The 17,650-nt window shown below is 65.8% G+C and carries 17 protein-coding genes; 8 read left to right on the top strand and 9 right to left on the bottom strand.

Annotated features, from left to right (window positions below; all coding sequences use genetic code 11):
• Positions 1-35: 35 nt before the first annotated feature.
• The 4 genes from GGD66_RS10405 to GGD66_RS10390 form a co-directional block, all read right to left on the bottom strand.
• The gene (locus GGD66_RS10405) at positions 36-1,145 is read right to left on the bottom strand and encodes an ABC transporter ATP-binding protein (protein WP_183257589.1); all 1,110 of its coding nucleotides are present in this window, start codon (positions 1,143-1,145) and stop codon (positions 36-38) included.
• A gap of 136 nt (positions 1,146-1,281) precedes the next feature.
• Entirely contained in the window at positions 1,282-2,847 is a 1,566-nt protein-coding gene (locus GGD66_RS10400; RefSeq protein ID WP_183257588.1) for a DUF4403 family protein, read from the bottom strand.
• A 139-nt stretch (positions 2,848-2,986) separates the two neighbouring features.
• Positions 2,987-3,625: a PQQ-binding-like beta-propeller repeat protein gene (locus GGD66_RS10395; RefSeq protein ID WP_183257587.1), complete on the bottom strand. Its 639-nt coding sequence runs from the start codon at positions 3,623-3,625 to the stop codon at positions 2,987-2,989.
• Positions 3,626-3,653: 28 nt separating this feature from the next.
• A complete protein-coding gene (locus GGD66_RS10390) occupies positions 3,654-4,874 on the bottom strand; it encodes a helix-turn-helix domain-containing protein (protein WP_183257586.1) in 1,221 nt (406 codons plus the stop codon).
• A 153-nt stretch (positions 4,875-5,027) separates the two neighbouring features.
• Here GGD66_RS10390 and GGD66_RS10385 point away from each other — a divergent pair, with 153 nt between their 5' ends.
• Together GGD66_RS10385 and GGD66_RS10380 are read left to right on the top strand one after the other, a co-directional pair.
• Positions 5,028-5,819, top strand: a complete 792-nt coding sequence (locus GGD66_RS10385; protein WP_409362358.1) for a DUF899 domain-containing protein — start codon at positions 5,028-5,030, stop codon at positions 5,817-5,819.
• Positions 5,812-6,078 (top strand): hypothetical protein, encoded by a 267-nt coding sequence (locus GGD66_RS10380; protein ID WP_092253514.1) that lies wholly within the window; start codon positions 5,812-5,814, stop codon positions 6,076-6,078. Before GGD66_RS10385 ends, GGD66_RS10380 begins: the two co-directional genes overlap by 8 nt.
• Here the strand turns inward: GGD66_RS10380 and GGD66_RS10375 are convergent.
• Both GGD66_RS10375 and GGD66_RS10370 read right to left on the bottom strand, forming a co-directional pair.
• The gene (locus GGD66_RS10375; RefSeq protein WP_246788803.1) at positions 6,075-6,491 is read right to left on the bottom strand and encodes a cytochrome c family protein; all 417 of its coding nucleotides are present in this window, start codon (positions 6,489-6,491) and stop codon (positions 6,075-6,077) included. The genes GGD66_RS10380 and GGD66_RS10375 overlap by 4 nt on opposite strands.
• A gap of 114 nt (positions 6,492-6,605) precedes the next feature.
• On the bottom strand, positions 6,606-7,322 hold the full coding sequence (locus GGD66_RS10370) for a L,D-transpeptidase (protein ID WP_018318642.1): 717 nt from the start codon (positions 7,320-7,322) through the stop codon (positions 6,606-6,608).
• A 275-nt stretch (positions 7,323-7,597) separates the two neighbouring features.
• On the opposite strand from GGD66_RS10370, the gene GGD66_RS10365 reads away from it, so the two are divergent.
• The 3 genes from GGD66_RS10365 (at position 7,598) to GGD66_RS10355 (ending at position 10,159) form a co-directional block, all read left to right on the top strand.
• Positions 7,598-8,650, top strand: a complete 1,053-nt coding sequence (locus GGD66_RS10365; protein ID WP_183230670.1) for a glycosyltransferase family 1 protein — start codon at positions 7,598-7,600, stop codon at positions 8,648-8,650.
• Positions 8,651-8,684: 34 nt separating this feature from the next.
• Positions 8,685-9,374: a methyltransferase domain-containing protein gene (locus GGD66_RS10360; RefSeq protein WP_095426049.1), complete on the top strand. Its 690-nt coding sequence runs from the start codon at positions 8,685-8,687 to the stop codon at positions 9,372-9,374.
• A gap of 125 nt (positions 9,375-9,499) precedes the next feature.
• Positions 9,500-10,159, top strand: a complete 660-nt coding sequence (locus GGD66_RS10355; RefSeq protein WP_018318645.1) for a hypothetical protein — start codon at positions 9,500-9,502, stop codon at positions 10,157-10,159.
• A 350-nt stretch (positions 10,160-10,509) separates the two neighbouring features.
• Here the strand turns inward: GGD66_RS10355 and GGD66_RS10350 are convergent, their stop codons facing one another.
• A complete protein-coding gene (locus tag GGD66_RS10350; protein ID WP_183257584.1) occupies positions 10,510-12,174 on the bottom strand; it encodes an aminotransferase class III-fold pyridoxal phosphate-dependent enzyme in 1,665 nt (554 codons plus the stop codon).
• 35 nt (positions 12,175-12,209) lie between these two features.
• Between GGD66_RS10350 and asd the strand changes: the two genes are divergently transcribed.
• The gene (gene asd, locus GGD66_RS10345; RefSeq protein ID WP_183257583.1) at positions 12,210-13,073 is read left to right on the top strand and encodes an archaetidylserine decarboxylase; all 864 of its coding nucleotides are present in this window, start codon (positions 12,210-12,212) and stop codon (positions 13,071-13,073) included.
• Positions 13,074-13,142: 69 nt separating this feature from the next.
• Positions 13,143-13,706: an NUDIX hydrolase gene (locus tag GGD66_RS10340; protein WP_183257582.1), complete on the top strand. Its 564-nt coding sequence runs from the start codon at positions 13,143-13,145 to the stop codon at positions 13,704-13,706.
• A gap of 179 nt (positions 13,707-13,885) precedes the next feature.
• Here the strand turns inward: GGD66_RS10340 and GGD66_RS10335 are convergent, their stop codons facing one another.
• Both GGD66_RS10335 and GGD66_RS10330 read right to left on the bottom strand, forming a co-directional pair.
• Positions 13,886-15,334 (bottom strand): FecR domain-containing protein, encoded by a 1,449-nt coding sequence (locus GGD66_RS10335; RefSeq protein ID WP_183257624.1) that lies wholly within the window; start codon positions 15,332-15,334, stop codon positions 13,886-13,888.
• Between the two features lie 332 nt (positions 15,335-15,666).
• Positions 15,667-16,446: a DUF2147 domain-containing protein gene (locus GGD66_RS10330; RefSeq protein ID WP_092253502.1), complete on the bottom strand. Its 780-nt coding sequence runs from the start codon at positions 16,444-16,446 to the stop codon at positions 15,667-15,669.
• A 194-nt stretch (positions 16,447-16,640) separates the two neighbouring features.
• Here GGD66_RS10330 and GGD66_RS10325 point away from each other — a divergent pair, with 194 nt between their 5' ends.
• Positions 16,641-17,480, top strand: a complete 840-nt coding sequence (locus GGD66_RS10325; protein WP_183257581.1) for a DUF2147 domain-containing protein — start codon at positions 16,641-16,643, stop codon at positions 17,478-17,480.
• Positions 17,481-17,650 lie beyond the last annotated feature (170 nt).

Genomic DNA, 17,650 nt, shown 5'->3' with positions numbered 1-17,650 from the left:
TCTTCATGTGCGTTGCATTGAGTTCGATCGCTGGATCAGACGGGATCGAGGGCGAGGCAGTCCTCGGGGCGAAAGGTGACGAACACGTTTGCACCATGTGTCAGGCTATCATGCGCGCCCGGCTGAAGCTTGACCATGAACTCGGCATTCCCCGAGACATCCAGCACGGCCAGCGCGTGGTCGCCGAGATAGATGGTGTTTTGCACCTTGGCCGGCAGCCGGTTCGGTCCGTCACTGGAGGTGCCCTCCGGGATAATGGTGATCCGCTCCGGCCGCACCGACAGCGAGGTCGATGCGCCCGCGCCTGATATGTTGATCGCCCGCGCGGTGACAGTGCCGCCGGCAGCCAGCGCGACGCGGCAATAATCCTTGTCGACCGTCTCGACGGTGCCGGCCAGCACATTGTTCTCGCCGATGAAATGGGCGACGAAGCTGTTCACCGGGTGCTCGTACAGCGCGTCGGGCTTGTCGATCTGCTGCACGATGCCGTCATTGAACACGGCGATGCGGTCCGACATCGTGAGCGCTTCACTCTGATCATGGGTGACGTAAACGACGGTGATGCCCATCGTCTCGTGCAGTTGCTTGATCTCCAACTGCATCTGCTCCCGCAGGCGCTTGTCCAGCGCGCCAAGCGGCTCGTCCATCAGCACGAGCTGCGGATTGAAGACCAGCGCACGGGCCAATGCCACGCGCTGCTGCTGGCCGCCGGACAGCTGTCCGGGCCGCCGGTGCGCCAGGGTTTCCATCTTGATCATGCGTAACGCCGACCCGACGCGCTCCTCCACGTCCGCCTTGTTCGTCTTGCGCACGGAGAGCGGGAAGGCGATATTCTCCGCGATCGTCAGGTGTGGAAACAAGGCATAGTTCTGGAACACCATGCCGATGTCGCGTTTGTGCGGCGGCATGTTCTTGATCGGCCGGCCTGAGAGGTAGATCTCGCCATGGGTCGGAACCTCGAAGCCGGCCAGCATCATCAGCGTGGTGGTCTTGCCCGAGCCCGACGGGCCAAGCAACGTGATGAACTCGCCCTTCCTGATGTCGAGGTCGAGGTTCTTCACCACGAGATGCTCGCCATCATAGGTCTTCTGAATGCCGGAGAAGCGCACCAGTGCCGGCGCAGGCGTGACCATGCCGGCTTCCATCTTGTCCCTCGCGTTACCCAATACAGTGCTGTCGGCACCTCATTCGAGGTTGCGAGGAACAGCTTAGCACCCTCCGATCAGAATGCCAGCGGCGCAACCGATCAAGAGGCGCCCAGATACGGCGAGCGAAAGCGAGCTACATCCCCGACAGCTTCGTCACCGACACATTCAGCGTGCCGCCGGCTTCCGCGACCACGCGCAGCGTCTTGGAATCGAAGGCGATGTCGGCCAGCGTCAGGCTGTCGATCTTGGCGTCGACCTTGACACCGTCCTCGCTTTTCTGGAAGTCGGCGATGACGCCAGCGATCTTCTCGCGCGCGTTCGCCGCAATCGGCTTCAGGTCGAGCGTCGCCCTCTGCAGCAACGCCTGCTGCATCTGCGGCACCACCGCGCGCGCCGCGGCACCCAAGAGGCCAAAAGCGGCTTCCGACTCCACCGCGAGCTGGATGTCGGTGAGCCGCAGCGTCTGCTGGGCCTGATCGAGCACCGGCCGGCCCCAGATGTGCACGGTCGCCTCGGCGCCGAGACCGAGCCAGCTCTTCTTTTCCTTGGCGCGGACCAAAAGCGAGATCAGCAGGCGCTCGCCCGACGGGATCACGTTGACGCTCTTGACGGTGACGTCGACCGGGCCGGAGCCGTCCTCGGGATAGGTGTGGCCGACCATCTGCGCGGCGATCAGCTTGTTGATCTCGGTGAAGGGCACGTCGATGGGCACGCCGATGTTCACGCCGGTGCCGGTCGGCGGCACGATCGAGATCTTGTCGGGGAACGGGCAGTCCGGCTTGGTCTGCGCCGACGTCACGCGCGTCTCCGCTTCCAGGCCCATCAGCAGCGTCACGGCCTGCGCGTCCACGCGCGGCTGCGCGGCAATGGCGCGGATCGGCTTCATCTCCAGCCAGAGCGGCGGAAGCGCGGTCGAGCCCGAGCCCTGCAGCGGGATCGAGCGGCAGGCCTTGGCCCATTGCAGCTTCGCATTCTCGCGCAGGCTCGGATCGTTGCGGATGCGTTCGGAGACGATGTTGATCTGCTCGCCGACATTCTTGTCGATCAGCGGCTTAACCTGCGCCGGAACGTTGACCTTGGCGCCGGCGACGTTGAGATTGGTATCGCCGAGATTGACCTGGGCGCCAAGATTGGGCTCGAGATGCCAGTTGGCCGCAAGCTTCGGGCGCGAGGTGACGACCACGTTGCCCTTGATCTCGGCGCTGGCGTTCAAATTCTTGATGTTGACAGCGCCGATCCGTTTCGCTGCGTCACCGCCAAGCACGCTGCCGAGCGCGTCGCCGAGCGCGCCTGTGGCCTTCGAGGACAGCGAGCCCGTCACGTTCAGCTTGCCGCTCAGCGGTGTCGAGATCGTCAGCACGTCCTTGTCGCCGGCAGTCGCCATCGGCCCGCGCACGGCAGTCCAGCCGATATCGGCGTTCTCCAGGATCTGCGAGATCGGATTGTCGGCCTTCCCTGCGAAATTGCGCGGGGCGGCCTTCTCGGCCTGGTCGCGGATCGCCGACAGCGCGATGGCGACCGGTGCCACCACGATCGAGCTCTTCGCGACCGGCGGCAACGGCGGCAGCTGCGCCACCGGCGGCGCGGAATTCGTCGCGCGCGGCGACAGCCAGTCCATGGCCTTCAAGCTGATGAAGAACGACGCCGCGAGCACTACGACGGCGATCGTGATGGTCTTCAAGTTGAACGTCAGTCGCATCGATCCCCCAGGCCGCCCCGGCTGGGATTTTACAGGGCAGGCGAGGAGGGCGCTAGAGCGCACCGATGGGGTGGAATTGGGGCGAATGGGTTAACGGCAGCGACCGCATCGCTGCCGTGCATTCCGACCATCGTCGGGGCTAGCCGCGCCGGGGACGGCGGACCGCTCTCACATTGCCGTTAGGGCCACCGCCGCAGAAGAAGCGGTCGCCGCCGTCGGACTCCAGCCCTGACACCATCGTCCCTGCGGGGAGGTCGAGCTGCTCGAGCACCTTGCCCGTGTCGGGATCGATCCGCCTGATATCGCTATCCTCGCCCTCCCAGGTACCGTGCCAGAGCTCGCCGTCGACCCAGGTCACCCCGGTCACGAAGCGCTTGCTTTCGATGGTGCGAAGGACCTTGCCCGTGTCCGGATCGACCTGATGGATCTTGCGCTCGCGATATTGCCCGACCCACAGCGAGCCCTCGGCCCAGGCCAGGCCGGAATCGCCACCGCCACCCGGCGCCGGGATGCTGGTGAGCACCTTGCCCGAGGCCGCATCGATCTTCTGGATGCGATCCTCGGCGATCTGGAACAAGTGCCTTCCGTCGAACGCCGTTCCCGCATGGGCGGCGACATCGAGGGAGCGCGCGACCTTGCCGCTATCAGGATCGACTGCATTCAGCTTGTCGCCGGATGCGAACCAGACATGGCTGCCATCATAGGTGACGCCGTGCACGGCCTCGACGCCCTCAAACGGCCCGTACTCCCTGACGATTTCGGCGGCTGAACGCTTCATGTCTCGCTCCCTGTGATGTGCTCCTACCTTACGTCTTCAGCAGCGGCGTGGGGAGTAACAAGCCTGTCGGGAAACCCGGGACCGGCGGCGTCATCCAGCGCCGCGCCCGCCCATGTCCGAACGACTGCACCTTGTTCGACCGCGCCAGCTCGTCGAGCGCGCGCTGCACCGTGCGCGCACTGGTTCCCAGCGCCAGCGCGAGCGCCGAGCTCGACCACGGCTCGCCGTCGGAGAGGAAGGCGAGGACAGCGGCGTGCTTCTCCTCGACGGGCCGCGCCAGCACGAGAATCTCGCGCGTCTTGCGCGGGGTAAGCGCAAAGCCTTGCTTCGTGGCGCCGACATCGGCCACAGGCTTGAGCTTGGCGCGGAGGCGGCCGATCTCCACGCGCAAGCGCGCGCGATGCGATTCATCGACGTGCCTTGCGCCGAACGCTCCGGTGATGAGCTTTTCTCGCGAGACGTCCGCGGGCCAGGCCTGCGCCAGGAGGCGGACGAGCGCGAACAGCACCGGGCGAGTCCCGAGCGATAGGATCGTGCCTCGCCTGCGCACCGAATGATGGAACGTGTCCACGACCAGCGCGTCCGAGGTCGCGAGCTCCTCGACCTGCTCCAGCAGCAACGGACGTTCGTTGCCATCCGTGATCAGGCGTGCTGCGGGCGTATCGAGCACGCGGTTCGTGCTCTCGACCTCGGCTGTCAGCCCAGGGATGCCCGCCAGGCTCGCTGCGTGGGCCGCCCGGGCAAGCGCCGCGCGCGCGTCTTTGGTTCTGAGCCGCCGTATTGCGATGCCGGCGACCACGAGCTCGCGGACGACCTGCGGGGCAGGCGGAAGCGGAGAGGTACCGAGCTCGGCGAGGATACGCTCGGCGTCGTCGAGCCGTCCGACGAGAAGAAGACGGCGTGCCTCGATGTGGCCCGCATGCGTGGCATTGGCGACATCGCCGTGCTTTTCGAGCGTCGTCCGTGCCGCCGCGAGCGTCTTCGCCGACCAGCTCAGATCGCGCGAGACCAGCGCAATCTCGGCTTCGGCCACCACGCATCTGGCGCGCGCCACCGCCTCGCGCGGACCGAACGCGCGCGCCGCGCTTCGCAGCAGCGTCTTCGCCTTCGCGAGATCGCCGAGCTGCGCCATCGCGATGCCGCGCAGCGCCAGCGACGGCGCATCGTTGCGCAGCGCGACGCGGTTCAGCGCGCCGAGCGGATCGCCGGCCTCGAGCGCGCGCGCGGCGGCCGTGATCAGCGACTCCATGTCAATCCCGCCACACTTGTTACTCCCACCGCGCAACCGCGAGGTGCCAGAATTCGTTGACGGCCGACAAGGTGCGGTGAAGGGCGAGCGGTTCCGCGAGACGCGGAGTGATCGCTCAGGCAAGACGTCAAGCAAGAGATTCGGAGAGTCATGATGACATTAGCCCAAAACGAACGGAATAACGGACAGGCAGGCATGCAAACACCGCCGGTGGTGTCGCCGCAGGACTGGGAGGCCGCCCGTCAGCAACTGCTCGTGAAGGAAAAGGCCCATACCCGTGCCCGCGACGCCCTGGCCGCCGAGCGCCGGCGCATGCCGTGGATGGAAGTGAGCAAAACCTATGCGTTCGAGGGGCCCGGCGGCAAGGTCAGCCTGCTCGACCTGTTCCAGGGCCGGCGGCAGCTGATCGTCTACCGCGCCTTTTTCGAGCCCGGCGTGTTCGGCTGGCCCGATCACGCCTGCCGCGGCTGCTCCATGGTCGCCGATCAGGTCGCCCACGTCGCGCACCTCAATGCCCGCGATACCACGCTGGTGTTCGCCTCGCGCGCGCCGCAGGCCGACATCATCAGGCTGAAGCAGCGGATGGGCTGGACCATGCCGTGGGTCACCGTTACCGACAGCTTTGACGCCGATTTCGGCGTCGACGAATGGCATGGCACGAACGTGTTCTACCGCGACGGCAACCGCATCTTCCGCACCTATTTCGTCAAGAGCCGCGGCGACGAGCAGATGGGCGGCACCTGGAATTATCTCGACATCACGCCGCTCGGACGGCAGGAGGTCTGGGAGGATTCGCCAAAGGGCTATCCGCAGACGCCGACCTACAAATGGTGGAACTGGCACGACAGCTACACCGAAGGCGCGGCGCCCGACAAAAAATGGGTCGAGATCTCCGACGCCGGCGAGAAGGCCTTTCGCGACGAGGCCGCGAAAGGACGTGACTAGTCCGCTCAACGCAACGGCCGGCGCCGGTCGCGATGGCGTGGTGGCTGCGCGCCATCTCGCCAAGTGGCTGGCCTTGGCGGCGACGCCAACCTTCGCGATCATGGCCGTGCTGACGGCCATGATCGGGGGTGGGCCGGACATGCTGTGCGGCGCCGGGCAGGGATCTGTGCTCGGCGGCATGGTGCCGATGTATCTCTTGATGAGCGCGTTTCACTCGGCGGCGTGGCTGAGGTTGATTGCGGAGCGGCGGATTCGTTAGGGCGTCCCACCTGCCTGCAAATAAGCAACGATCTTCCCCGCTTCCTCCGCCGAGATGCCGCCATAGGGCTGCATCTTGTTGCCGGAAACGACCTCGTCCGGCTTGACCATGAAGCGCGCGAGCTTGTCCTGGTCCCAGACGAAACCGGCATCCTTCATCGCAGAGGAATAATTATAGTCCGGGAGCGCGCCGGCCTTGCGTCCCAGAATCTTGTTGAGGTTGGGGCCGAGACGGTTGTCGCCTTCCTTCACGGAATGGCAGGTGCGGCAGGAATTGTTGAAGGCTTGGTGGGCTGCCTCGTTGCCCGCAAGCTGCTGCGCGAGCGAGGGGGTCGAGAGAAGCAGTGTCACTGCTCCGGCGGCCGCAATCGTGCGCAGCGATGAACTTCGTGACGTCTGCAGGCGTGATTGCATTTGCGCCTCCATCGGGGACCCGCGCCGCAGCAAGCGCGCGCCGGAATGTCGAGGGCAAACGAAAGCGGCCCCGGGGATGTTCCGGGGCCGTTTGCGTCACAATGTCCTGTCGGTTCAGCGCGTCGCGGTTCCGAGCTCCGCTCTCCGTTCCGTCATCGGCAGCACAATCACCTTGGTGCCGACGTTGACGCGGGAATAGAGGTCGGAAACGTCATCATTGGTCAGGCGAATGCAGCCGGAAGAGACGCGCTTGCCGATGGTGTCGGGGGCGTTGGTGCCGTGGATGCGGTAGATGGTGCCGCCGAGATACATGGCGCGGGCGCCAAGCGGGTTGCCGGGGCCACCGGCCATGTGGCGCGGCAGATAGGGCTGGCGGGCGATCATTTCCGGCGGCGGAGTCCAGGCCGGCCACTCGGCCTTTCTGGTGACGGACTGCGTGCCCGACCAGGTGAAGCCGTCGCGGCCGACGCCGATGCCGTAGCGCAGCGCCTGGCCGTTGCCGAGCACGTAATAGAGATAGGTGTTGGGCGTATCGATGATGATGGTGCCCGGGGCCTCACGCGTCGCGTAGGACACGGTCTGGCGACGGAAGCGTGCCGGCATCTCCACGGCATCCTGATCTTCGGACGGCTCGGTCTGATAGGTCGGCGCCTGGTAGGGCTGATAGGGCTGGATCGGCTGCGGCGCGGCGAACGGCGGCAGCGGCTGGAAGAAGGGGAAGAGCTGCACTGGCGCGGCCTTGGCTGCGCCTGCGAATGCGATCGCGGAAACCGCGACTGCGCCAAAAGCAACGGCGCGCGAAAACGTCTTGAACGTGTCCAGATTGAACATGTGATCGCCCCTGTTTGCTCGGTGGTCTCGGCCACCGCGGCACCGTTGCGGTGCTCCGTTGCGCAAGATCACTAACGGCAAAACGTTTCGGGACATTTGCGCGGAAAACCGAAAACGGTTTCACGGCGGCAAGGATTGTTTCATGACAGTTTCGTGGCCACAGGCGCCCGTTAACGAACAAAACGGTGGGCCGACACTTCTGTGACGTCACACGCCTGAAATATCCTTCGTTGATGGTCGGAAACCGAGAATCATCAAACTCTCGGGATTTCCCCATGCGGGTATTAATCGCGACTGATGCCTGGCATCCCCAGGTTAACGGTGTGGTCCGCACCCTGACCTCGCTGGCGAACGCCGCCAAGGCCCTCGATGTCGAGATCGACTTCCTGACGCCGGACGGCTTTCCGTCCTGGCCTCTGCCGACCTATCCGGGCCTGCGCATCGCGCTGCCGAGTGGAAAGGAGATCGCGCGACGGATCGAGAAGGCTGCGCCGGACGCGCTCCACATCGCGACCGAAGGTCCGATCGGCTGGGCCGCGCGGGCCTATTGCCGTCGCAACCGGCTTGCCTTCACCACGTCCTACACGACTCGCTTTCCCGAATATGTTGCGGTGCGGACCGGCATCCCCGCCGCCGTCGGTTATGCCGTGCTGCGCCACTTCCATGATGCCGCCGCGATGACGATGGTGGCGACGCCCTCGCTGCGCCAGGAGCTCTCCGAACGCGGCTTCAAGCGGCTCGGCTTCTGGACCCGCGGCGTCAACACCGAGCTGTTTCATCCCGATCATCCGGCACGGCTCGATCTGCCGGGGCCGATCTTCATGACCATGGGCCGAGTCGCGGTGGAGAAGAATCTCGAAGCGTTTCTTTCGCTCGATCTGCCCGGCACGAAGGTCGTCGTCGGTGACGGCCCGCAGAAGGCGGCGCTCGAGAGGAAATATCCGGACGTGGTGTTCCTCGGCGAGAAGAAGGGCGCGGATCTCACCGCGCATCTCGCCGCCGCCGACGTGTTCGTGTTTCCGAGCCTGACCGATACGTTTGGCGTGGTGCAGCTGGAGGCGCTGGCCTGCGGCACGCCGGTTGCGGCGTTTCCGGTGACGGGCCCCAAGGACGTCATCGCCGATCACCCGATCGGCGCGATCGACCACGATCTGCGTACCGCGTGCCTGCGCGCGCTCACCATGTCGCGCGAGACCTGCCGCAACTTCGCGCTGGAGCGTTCCTGGGAAAACAGCGCGCGCCAGTTCGTCGGCAATCTCACCTCACTTCAGCCCAGCCGCGTCCTGCGCGCCTCGCCTCGCATGGCGCGGCGGCCGGTGCGCGGTTGATCTTTCATTTTGAACCACAGCGAGAACCTCATCGATGGCTAAGATCATGAACCTTGACGGCACCCAGCAGCTCGACCTCACGCGTGGCACGGTCGAGCAGGCCTATGACCGCTGGGCGCCCGTCTACGATCTCGTGTTCGGCGGTGTGTTCGCCAAGGGCCGGCAGGCTGCGATCGCGGCCACCAACAAGATCGGCGGCCGCGTGCTCGAGGTCGGCGTCGGCACCGGCATCTCGCTGCCGCTCTATGCACCGAACCTGCGCATCTTCGGCACCGACATCTCGGAAGCAATGCTGGACAAGGCGCGCCAGCGCGTCACCGAGGGCAAGCTGAAGAACGTCGAGGGGCTCGCGGTGATGGATGCGGAGAAGCTCGAATTCCCCGACAATTCCTTCGACGTCGTGATGGCGCAATATGTCGTCACCGCCGTGCCGAACCCGGAGAAGGCGCTCGACGAATTCGCCCGCGTGCTGCGTCCCGGCGGCGAGCTGATCATCCTCACCCGCGTCAGCGCCGACGCCGGCATGCGCCGCTTCATCGAGCAGAAGCTGCAGCCGGTGGTGCGTCCGCTCGGCTTCCGCACCGCCGAGTTCGCCTGGTCGCGCTATGCCAAATGGCTGGCCGGCGCCCACGGCATCGAGCTCGCCGAGCGCCGCCTGATTCCGCCGCTCGGCCATTTCTCGCTGGTGCGCTTCCGCAAGGTCGACGTTGCCAAAGCGGCGTGAGCTGAAGCTCACGCGTTAAGTGCGTCATCGCGCCGCTGCACATCGTCACATGACAAAATGATGATGTCACACGGCCTACATCGAATCCCTGTAATCCCGTACCCGAAAGCATTTTGGGGGAGAGCATGATCAAGAACTATCTCGAGCAGCTGCGGATTCAGCGCTGGGACGACCATCGCTACTATCACCACAGCCGCATCAACCAGAGCCTGCACTTCGTCAGCGCGCTGAGCTTTCTCTTCGCCTATGTCTGGCTGTTCATCGATCCCGTCGTCTCCGCGCTGGTCGGCTGGCTGGTCTCGATGACCTCGCGCCAGGCCGGTCACTTCTTCTTCGAGCCGCACGGCTACGACCACATCAACCAGGCCACCCACGAGCACAAGGAAGAGATCAAGGTCGGCTACAACCTGCAGCGCAAGGTGGTGCTGATGGCGATCTGGGCGGCTTCTCCGCTGGTGCTGTTCGCCGATCCGACGCTGTTCGGCCTGTTCACCCCCTGGGCGAGCGCGACCGACTTCATGCGGCAGGTCGCCAAGATCTGGCTCGTGGTCGGCGGCGGCGGTCTGTTGTTCCGCACCGTGCACCTGTTCTTCATCCGTGACGTCGAAACCGGCCTCGTCTGGATGACCAAGATCCTGACCGATCCCTTCCACGATCTGATGCTCTATCGCAGCGCGCCGCTCGCCCTGATGCGCGGCGAGCTGATGGACCCCGGCCTGCACCTCAACCCCGAGCACACGCTGGGCCTCATCGGCGAGCCCACGCTCGAAGAGCAGCACGCCTGAGCGCGCTGCGTACACGACATACTCCGATGTCTAATGGTTGCGTCATGCCCGGGCTTGTCCCGGGCATCCACGTCTTGGGGGCTTCTTCTTCGCCTCTCCCCGCTTGCGCCAAGGCAATCGCATGTGGTGCAAACGATGTAGCGGCATTGGCAGTGGGCTCCCTCTCCCGCTCGCGGGGGAGGGCTGGGGTGGGGGTGTCTCGGCGTCGGGATTGTCGGGGATTGCTGAGGGTGCCCCTATGCGGCGAGAACCCTCACCCGCCGCGCGCGGGACGATGCTTTCGCATCGCCCGGGGCGCGTCGGCCTCTCCCGCAAGCGGGAGAGGCGGAGCAAGCCCGCGCAGTGTGGCCTCAGCGCCCGAAGCGCTTGGCCAGCATCTCTTTCAAAATCTGCCGCTTGATGTTCTTGTTGGTGAGCACGCCGTCGTGCCACCAGAAGCCGTCCGCCTTCATTTTCCCGGCGGCGCGGACGAAGCGTTCGGCAACCTCGGTGAAGTCGGCGTCGGTGTAGTTCAGGCTGAAGATCAGCCGGCCGGTGCCGACCCAGCTCAAGGACAGGCCTTCGGCGCGCAGATAATATTGCAGCATCCAGTTGTAGCGGGACGGCGTGGTGTATTTCACCGTCCAGATCGACGAGAAGTTGGCGAACCGCACCGGCAGGCCGGCGTCGGTCATCATCTGGTTGAGCTTCTGCGCGCGGCTATTCCAGGTCGCGTCCAGCCCGTCATAGATGGCGCGGAAGTTCGGGCTGGCGAGCCGGCTCAGGAACTCGTCCATGGCCGTCATGACGTAGGGATGCGAGTTGAAGGTGCCGCGGGCAAAGCAGATGTCGGCGGGCCGGTCGTCGCGGAAGCGGCGCATCAGCTCGCGCTTGCCGCAGACCACGCCGACCGGCAGGCCGCCGGCGAGGCTCTTGCCGTAGGTCACCATGTCGGCGCGCACGCCGAAATATTCCTGGGCGCCGCCAGCGGCGAGGCGGAAGCCGACGAAGACCTCGTCGAAGATCAGCACGATGCCGCGCTCGGTGCAGACTTCTCGCAGCCTCGCAAGCCACTCGGTGTAGGCCGCGCGATCGAAATTGCCGCCGCGAGAGGAATCCACCAGCGAGGAATCGCCGGGCGCGTTGGCGTTGGGATGCAGGCCCTGCAGCGGATTGACCAGCACGCACGCGATGTCCTTGCGGGTGCGCAGGACGTGCAGCGTCTTCTCGGACATTTCGGCGAGGGTGTAGGTCTCGTGCGCGGGAATCGGGTTGCCGACGCCGGGCTGCACGTCGCCCCACCAGCCGTGATAGGCGCCGGCGAAACGAACCAGATGCGTGCGCTTGGTGTGGTAGCGCGCAAGCCGCACCGCCTGCATCACGGCTTCGGTGCCGGACATGTGGAACGAGACTTCGTCGAGGCCGGAGATCTGGCACAAACGCTGCACGTTATCGAGGATGACGGGATGATAGGGGCCGAGCACGGGACCGAGCGCATGCGCGCGCTTCTCGGCGCCCTCGATGCACTCCTTGTAGAAGTCGTTGCCGAAGATATTGACGCCGTAGGATCCCGTGAGGTCGTAGGACGTGTTGCCGTCGACATCCGTGACGGTGACGCCGCTGGACGATTCCATGAAGGTCGAGGTGCCCAGGTGCTCGCGGACGAGGCGCGAGAACTGGAATGGCACGCGGTAGCTCTCGGTGAAGTGCAGGTCGGAGATTGTCTCCGCCGCTTCCTTCGTCATCGCGCGTCCCTTGGGATAGCGCTCGGCGTAGAGTTTGGCGAGACGGAAGAAGGCGTCCTTGCGCTGCGTCACGACGTTATCAGGCGCGCCATCGCAGCCGAAATACTGATCCCCGCTGAACTCGTAGAACGGGAGCAGCTTCGCCACCCGGCGCGACATCTTGGAGTGCCCGGCGAGAGAGCGGTGCTTGGCGCGGGACAACTCGACCCGCGCCTTGATCTTCGGGAAGACGGCGGCAGCGGACGCTGCGGCGGCCACGGACATCGAGAGAATCGGCAGTGTCGTTTCCATGACAACAAGCGCTAACCCTGTGAGCTGACAGATTCATGACAGTCAAAGCCCTCATCGCCTCTTTCACCCAGCAGGAAGACCTCAACTTCCTGTTGACCAACCGCATTCCGCGCGCGGCCCTGACCCGCTTCATGGGCTGGTTCTCCAAGATCGAGAATCCGCTCGTGCGAGACTTCTCGATCGCGCTGTGGAAGCTGTTCTCCGACCTCGATCTGTCCGAGGCACGCAAGACGCATTTTAGGAGTCTGCACGATTGCTTCACCCGGGAGCTGAAGCCGGGCCTGCGACCCTTTGATCCGGATCCTTCCACTGTCGCCAGCCCCTCTGACGGCATCGTCGGCGCCCACGGGAAGATCGCCGACACCGAGCTGTTTCAGGTCAAGGGCGCGCCCTATTCGCTGCTCGACCTGCTCGGCGATTCCGCGCTGGTCGACCAGCACCGCAACGGCTCCTTCGTCACGCTGCGGCTGACCTCGAGCATGTATCACCGCTTCCATGCGCCGTTTGACGCGCATATCGAGCGTGTCACGCTGATCCATGGCGATGTCTGGAACGTCAATCCGATCGCCTTGAAGCGGGTCGAGCGTCTCTTCTGCAAGAACGAGCGCGCTGTGATCCGGACGCATCTTTCGACCGGCGAGGCGGTGACGCTGGTGCCGGTCGCCGCGATCCTGGTCGCGAGCATCCGCCTGCACTTCCTCGACATGGTGCTGAACGCGCAGACCCGCGGGCCGGTCAATTTCCCCTGCGACGTCAACGTGGCCAAGGGCGAGGAGCTCGGCTGGTTCGAGCACGGCTCGACCATGATCATCCTCGCGCCCGGCGATTTTACCTTTTGCGAGGGCATCGCCGAGGGCACGCGCATTCGTGCAGGAGAGGCGCTGTTGAGGAGAGGATAGCCTTCAATCCGCCGCGTCCGCCGCCTATATCGTCTTTCGGGGATGCATAGATCGACACGGATGTGAGTGATGGCGCGAGCGCCGGTGATGGCGGCGGGTGGTATTGTGCTGCGGCGGGGAGCGGTGCCGCTGGTTGCAGTCGTGCGTCAGCGCAAGCGCAATGAATGGGTCCTGCCCAAGGGCAAGCTCGACGACGGTGAGACTCCGAAAGAGGCCGCGCACCGCGAGGTGCTTGAAGAGACCGGCCACGACGTCGCGATCCACGAATTCCTGGGCACGCTCGTCTACCAGTCCGGCGGCCGCTCAAAAGTCGTGCATTTCTGGCGAATGGAGGCCGACGGCGGTCCGGTCCGCAAGCTGACGAACGACATCAAGGCGGTCGACTGGCTGCCGCTGGACGACGCGCTTGCGCGCCTGTCGCGGGAATATGAGCGCGCCTTCCTGACCCAGATCGGCCCGATCGCGCTTGCGGCCGCGGGGTTGGCGTCCGCGCCGGTGGCCGAGCCGGTACCGTCGAGCGACGACATCGATGCCGCCTTGCAGACATTGACACCCGCCGAAGCCGCATCCGTCGAGGAGCTGCGGCATGGTCTGCTGCAGAAGGTGAAGGCCTGGCTGCGCGGCGAGGCGTGAGTTCAAGCGCGCTGCTTTCGCGAGTTAATGCGGTTGGGCGAGCGCCAACTCCCTCCACATCGTGATTGCGAGCGCAGCGAAGCAATCCAGGATCCTTCCGCGGAAAGATCCTGGATTGCTTCGTCGCAAGGGCTTCTCGCAATGACGAAGGAGAAAGCGGCGCGGCGAGGGCGGCACTATCACCGCCGCTCCTTCTCCTTCGGAGCCGGCGCCGGTCTGCGCGGTGCGGCGGGGCGTTGCGCGGCAGGGAGGCGCTGCTGGAAGCCGCCGGGGTGCTGCATGCCCGGCTGTTGAGCTGCGGGCGGCTGGCCCGGCTGCATCCCGGTGCGCGGCAGTTGCGGCTGCGGATGAGTCCCGCCCGGCTGTGACGGCATGACTCCTCCGGGCTGAATTTGCCCACCACGCTGCGGCTGTGCTTGCGGCGTGCCGTTTGGCTTTGCGCCCTGTCCTTCGCGCGGTGCACGTGGACGCCCGGCGCCTTGCTGCTCGCCGCGCTGCGGCTGGCCTTGCTGCTGGCCTCGCGGCTGCTGCCCCTGGCCCGCACGCTGGCCACCCGGCTGCACCGCGCCACCTTGTCCTTGCCGTTGCGGCGGCTGGGCACCTTGCCGACCTGGCGTGCCCGGCTGCTGCTGACCGGGACGGTTATTCTGGCCGGGCTGGCCGTTCGGCCGCTGCGGCTGCTGTCCCGGCGCGGTCGTCGGCCGCAATTGTTGTTGCTGCGGCGGCTGGACCGGCCGCGGAATGCGGCTGAGCGCGGTCGGATTGGCGCGGCGGAAGTCGCGTTGCTCGGTAACGATCTGGCGGCCCGTGGTCTGCGCCAGATGCACCTGGCCGACGAAACCGCGGTCGCGCGCGATCTGCTGCGCGGGAATCGTGATCGGCACCGCGGCGAAGCGCATCGCGCCGGCAATGCCCGCGCCGGGCCGGATCGCAAAGCCGCTCGCGCCTTGCGTCAGTGCGCCGAGCCGCGTGCCGCTGCTGCGGTCGTCGACGTCGATGTGGCCGACGCGGCCGTCGGCGTCGGGATAGAGCTTGATGTTGACGTTGCGCGCGTTGCTCGCTGCCGCGCCCTCGGGCACGTCGACGACGCCGGTGGTGCCGCGGATGCCGAGCGTCGCGGTCGGCGTCGTGATCTTCATGTTGCCGGTCTTCGCCACCGCAGCCGCGACGAAGGCGACCGTGCCCCTGCCGACGTCGAAGATCGCGGAGTTCTGCTTGCCGCCGTCCTCATAGACGTAATTGTCGATGGTGATCTTCGAGCTGGCTGAAAGATTGAACGTGGTGGCGTCGTCGAAAGTGATGCCAACCGTGGAGTTCGACGAGGTCTGCACGACGTCGTTGAGATAGATGTCGTCGCGCACGCGCAGCGGATAGGAATTCTTGTCACGGATCACGGTCGCGATGCCCGTCACTGTCGCGACGTTGCCGATCGGTTCGACGGCGGCGGGTTGTGCGTCCGCGGCCGGTGTCGGTGAAGCCGACGGCGCCGGGGAGGACGCTGGCGCCGGCTGCGCTTGTGGCTGGGCCTGCGCAACTTCGATCGCATCGGATGCGATCGCAACGCTCGCGCCGGCCGGCGGCAGGGCCAGCAGGGCGAGCGCGAACACGAAGCGGCGCCAAGCCAGCATTGATGTCACGAGGAAGTCCCGGTGAGAACGCGAGGCGAGATCGGTTGATATCAGCCGGGAGGACCTGAATGGCGGATGAACGTGTGTAGCAGGAGGAGGGCCGAACATTCAAACGGCGCTCTCTCTCCTTATGGTGGAGGAGCGCGCCCCTTTGCGCGCGTGGCGGACGACGCTGCGCGTCGCCGCGAGAACCATGCAGGCCCGCTGTCGATCCGGGCCTCGCCCTTCGAGGCGCCTGCTATGCAGGCTCCTCAGGGTGAGGGGATAGAGTGGGGCCGACGCGCGAGATCCCGGGTCGATGCTTCGCATCGCCCGGGATGGCGAGGATAATGTCAGCTCACGCGCTTCCAGGTCTGGCCGCCGCAGAACATGCCGCCGAAGGCGCAGCCCTGCACGCGCATCGCATTCGGGCCCTTCATCGCGATGGTCGAGTCGTAATTGCGGCCGGAGTCGGGATCGTGGATGCGGCCGCTCCACTTCGAGCCCTCTGGCTTCATGTTGATCAGGATGCGCGCATTGGTCTTCACGGCATAGCCGCAGAGATTGGCGCCGCACTGCTCGACGCGGACATTGCCCTTGTTCTCTTCGGTCGCCCAAACGCCGATCGGCGTGTTGGCGGCTTGCACGGGCGCGGCGGCCGCCGGAGCCGGAGCAGGAACATAAGCAGGGGCCGGCGCAGCGGCGACCGGAGCAGGAGCCGCAACGGGCGCGGGCTGCGTCGTCGCATCGATGGACGGCGCGGCGGCGACGGTCGCCGCAGGGGCCGCGGGAGCAACAACGGGGGCGGCCGGCGCGATCGCTTGCACGGGCGCCTGTTGCACGGGCTGCGGCGCCGGGGCGGGCTGCGCGGTGGTGGCGGGAGCCGGCGTGGTGTCGACGTCATCGTCCTTGGAGCCGCCGAGGCCCTTCAGGTTGATGTTGTTCAGCTTGATCGGCTTGTCCGACAGGCCCGGCGCAACGATGGTCACGCAGTTGAGCGAGGCGCAGTTGCGCGGCGTCTCGATGCGGATGTGCTGGCCCTCGATCTGGAACGAGATCGTGTTGCCGCCGGCTTGAGCGGCGGCGGTCGACGCCAGAAAGAGCGCGGCGGCGGCGATGGTGAGCTTGTTCATGACAACCTCCGAAAATGGCGTGATCCCGATATGGACCGAAGTCGCTGGTGGATGAAGCGTGGTTCGACCCTACGCCGGACCGGCCGGGCGTTCTGTGATGGGGGTCACAACGATGCGCGCCGTCTGGGTGCGACACCGCACATTCAGTGGCAACGCCTCTGCGTAAGCTCGTGGCGACACTCAAGGAGGTGTGGATGAAACGGCTTGCGACTTCGCTTGGCACCTTGATCGCACTGATGGCGATCACGCCCGCGGCCGTGGCCGGCTCCTATTCTTTCTCGATCGGCGGTCACCGCTTCCGCGTTGAGTCGCCGCGCAATTGCCGGTCTGCTTCTTGTGTTTCGGTGTCCAGCCGCAGCCTTCGACCGACAGAGGACGTCAACACGACGTCAGCAGCGCCGCCTGCGGTCGCGGCGCTGCAGCCGGTCTATCCCCCGGCGCCGGTCAAACCGGCGCAAGCGAGCGTCGTCGCGGCATCGCCAGCGCCGACCGGCCCTGTTGTCGCTGCCACGACGTCGCAGCCCGTTGTCGTGCCGCCGACCGGGGTCGAGACGCCGACACTCGCGGCGTCGAACCTCAATCCACCGCGGGTCGACCTGCCGCCGCGCCTGGAGCCGCCGCCCTTCCCGAGTCCCGAGATCAAGCAAACCGCAACGGTCGCACAGCCCAGCGACGACGAGCCGGCCCATATGCCGCTCGGCGAATGGGAGAGCCCCGGCGCCAAGGGCACGGTCCGCATCGAGCGCTGTGGTCCTGCATTGTGCGGTTACGCGCTGACGGAGACGTCGAGCCGCGGCGAGAGCGTGCTCGTCAACATGAAGCCGAAGTCGCACGACGTCTGGACCGGCAACATCTACAGCCGCTCCAGCGGCAACACCTATTACGCGACCATGACGCTGAAGAGCTCCGGCAGGCTCCATGTCGAAGCCTGTGCGCTCGGCCGTTTCTGGTGCTCCGGCAATGACTGGACGCGGATCGAGGCGCCACGAGAGCAACTGATCACGACATCGCGGCAATGGAGTGCGCGGTCGTAGCGTTTCTCTTACCTCCCCTGGAGGGGAGGGTCGATCGCGCAAAGCGTGAGCGGGGTGGGGTGATCTCTCCACTCGGGCACTGTTCGATGAGGAGAGACTGTCACCCCACCCCGTCTCACATTCCGCTGCGCTTCATGTGAGCCGACCCTCCCCCTCCAGGGGAGGGTAAG

It is taken from the genome of Bradyrhizobium sp. CIR48 (genome assembly GCF_014198315.1).
Taxonomy (GTDB): Bacteria; Pseudomonadota; Alphaproteobacteria; order Rhizobiales; family Xanthobacteraceae; genus Bradyrhizobium.
Note: the sequence above shows the minus strand (reverse complement) of the source record. Positions and strands in the feature narration are given on the sequence as shown.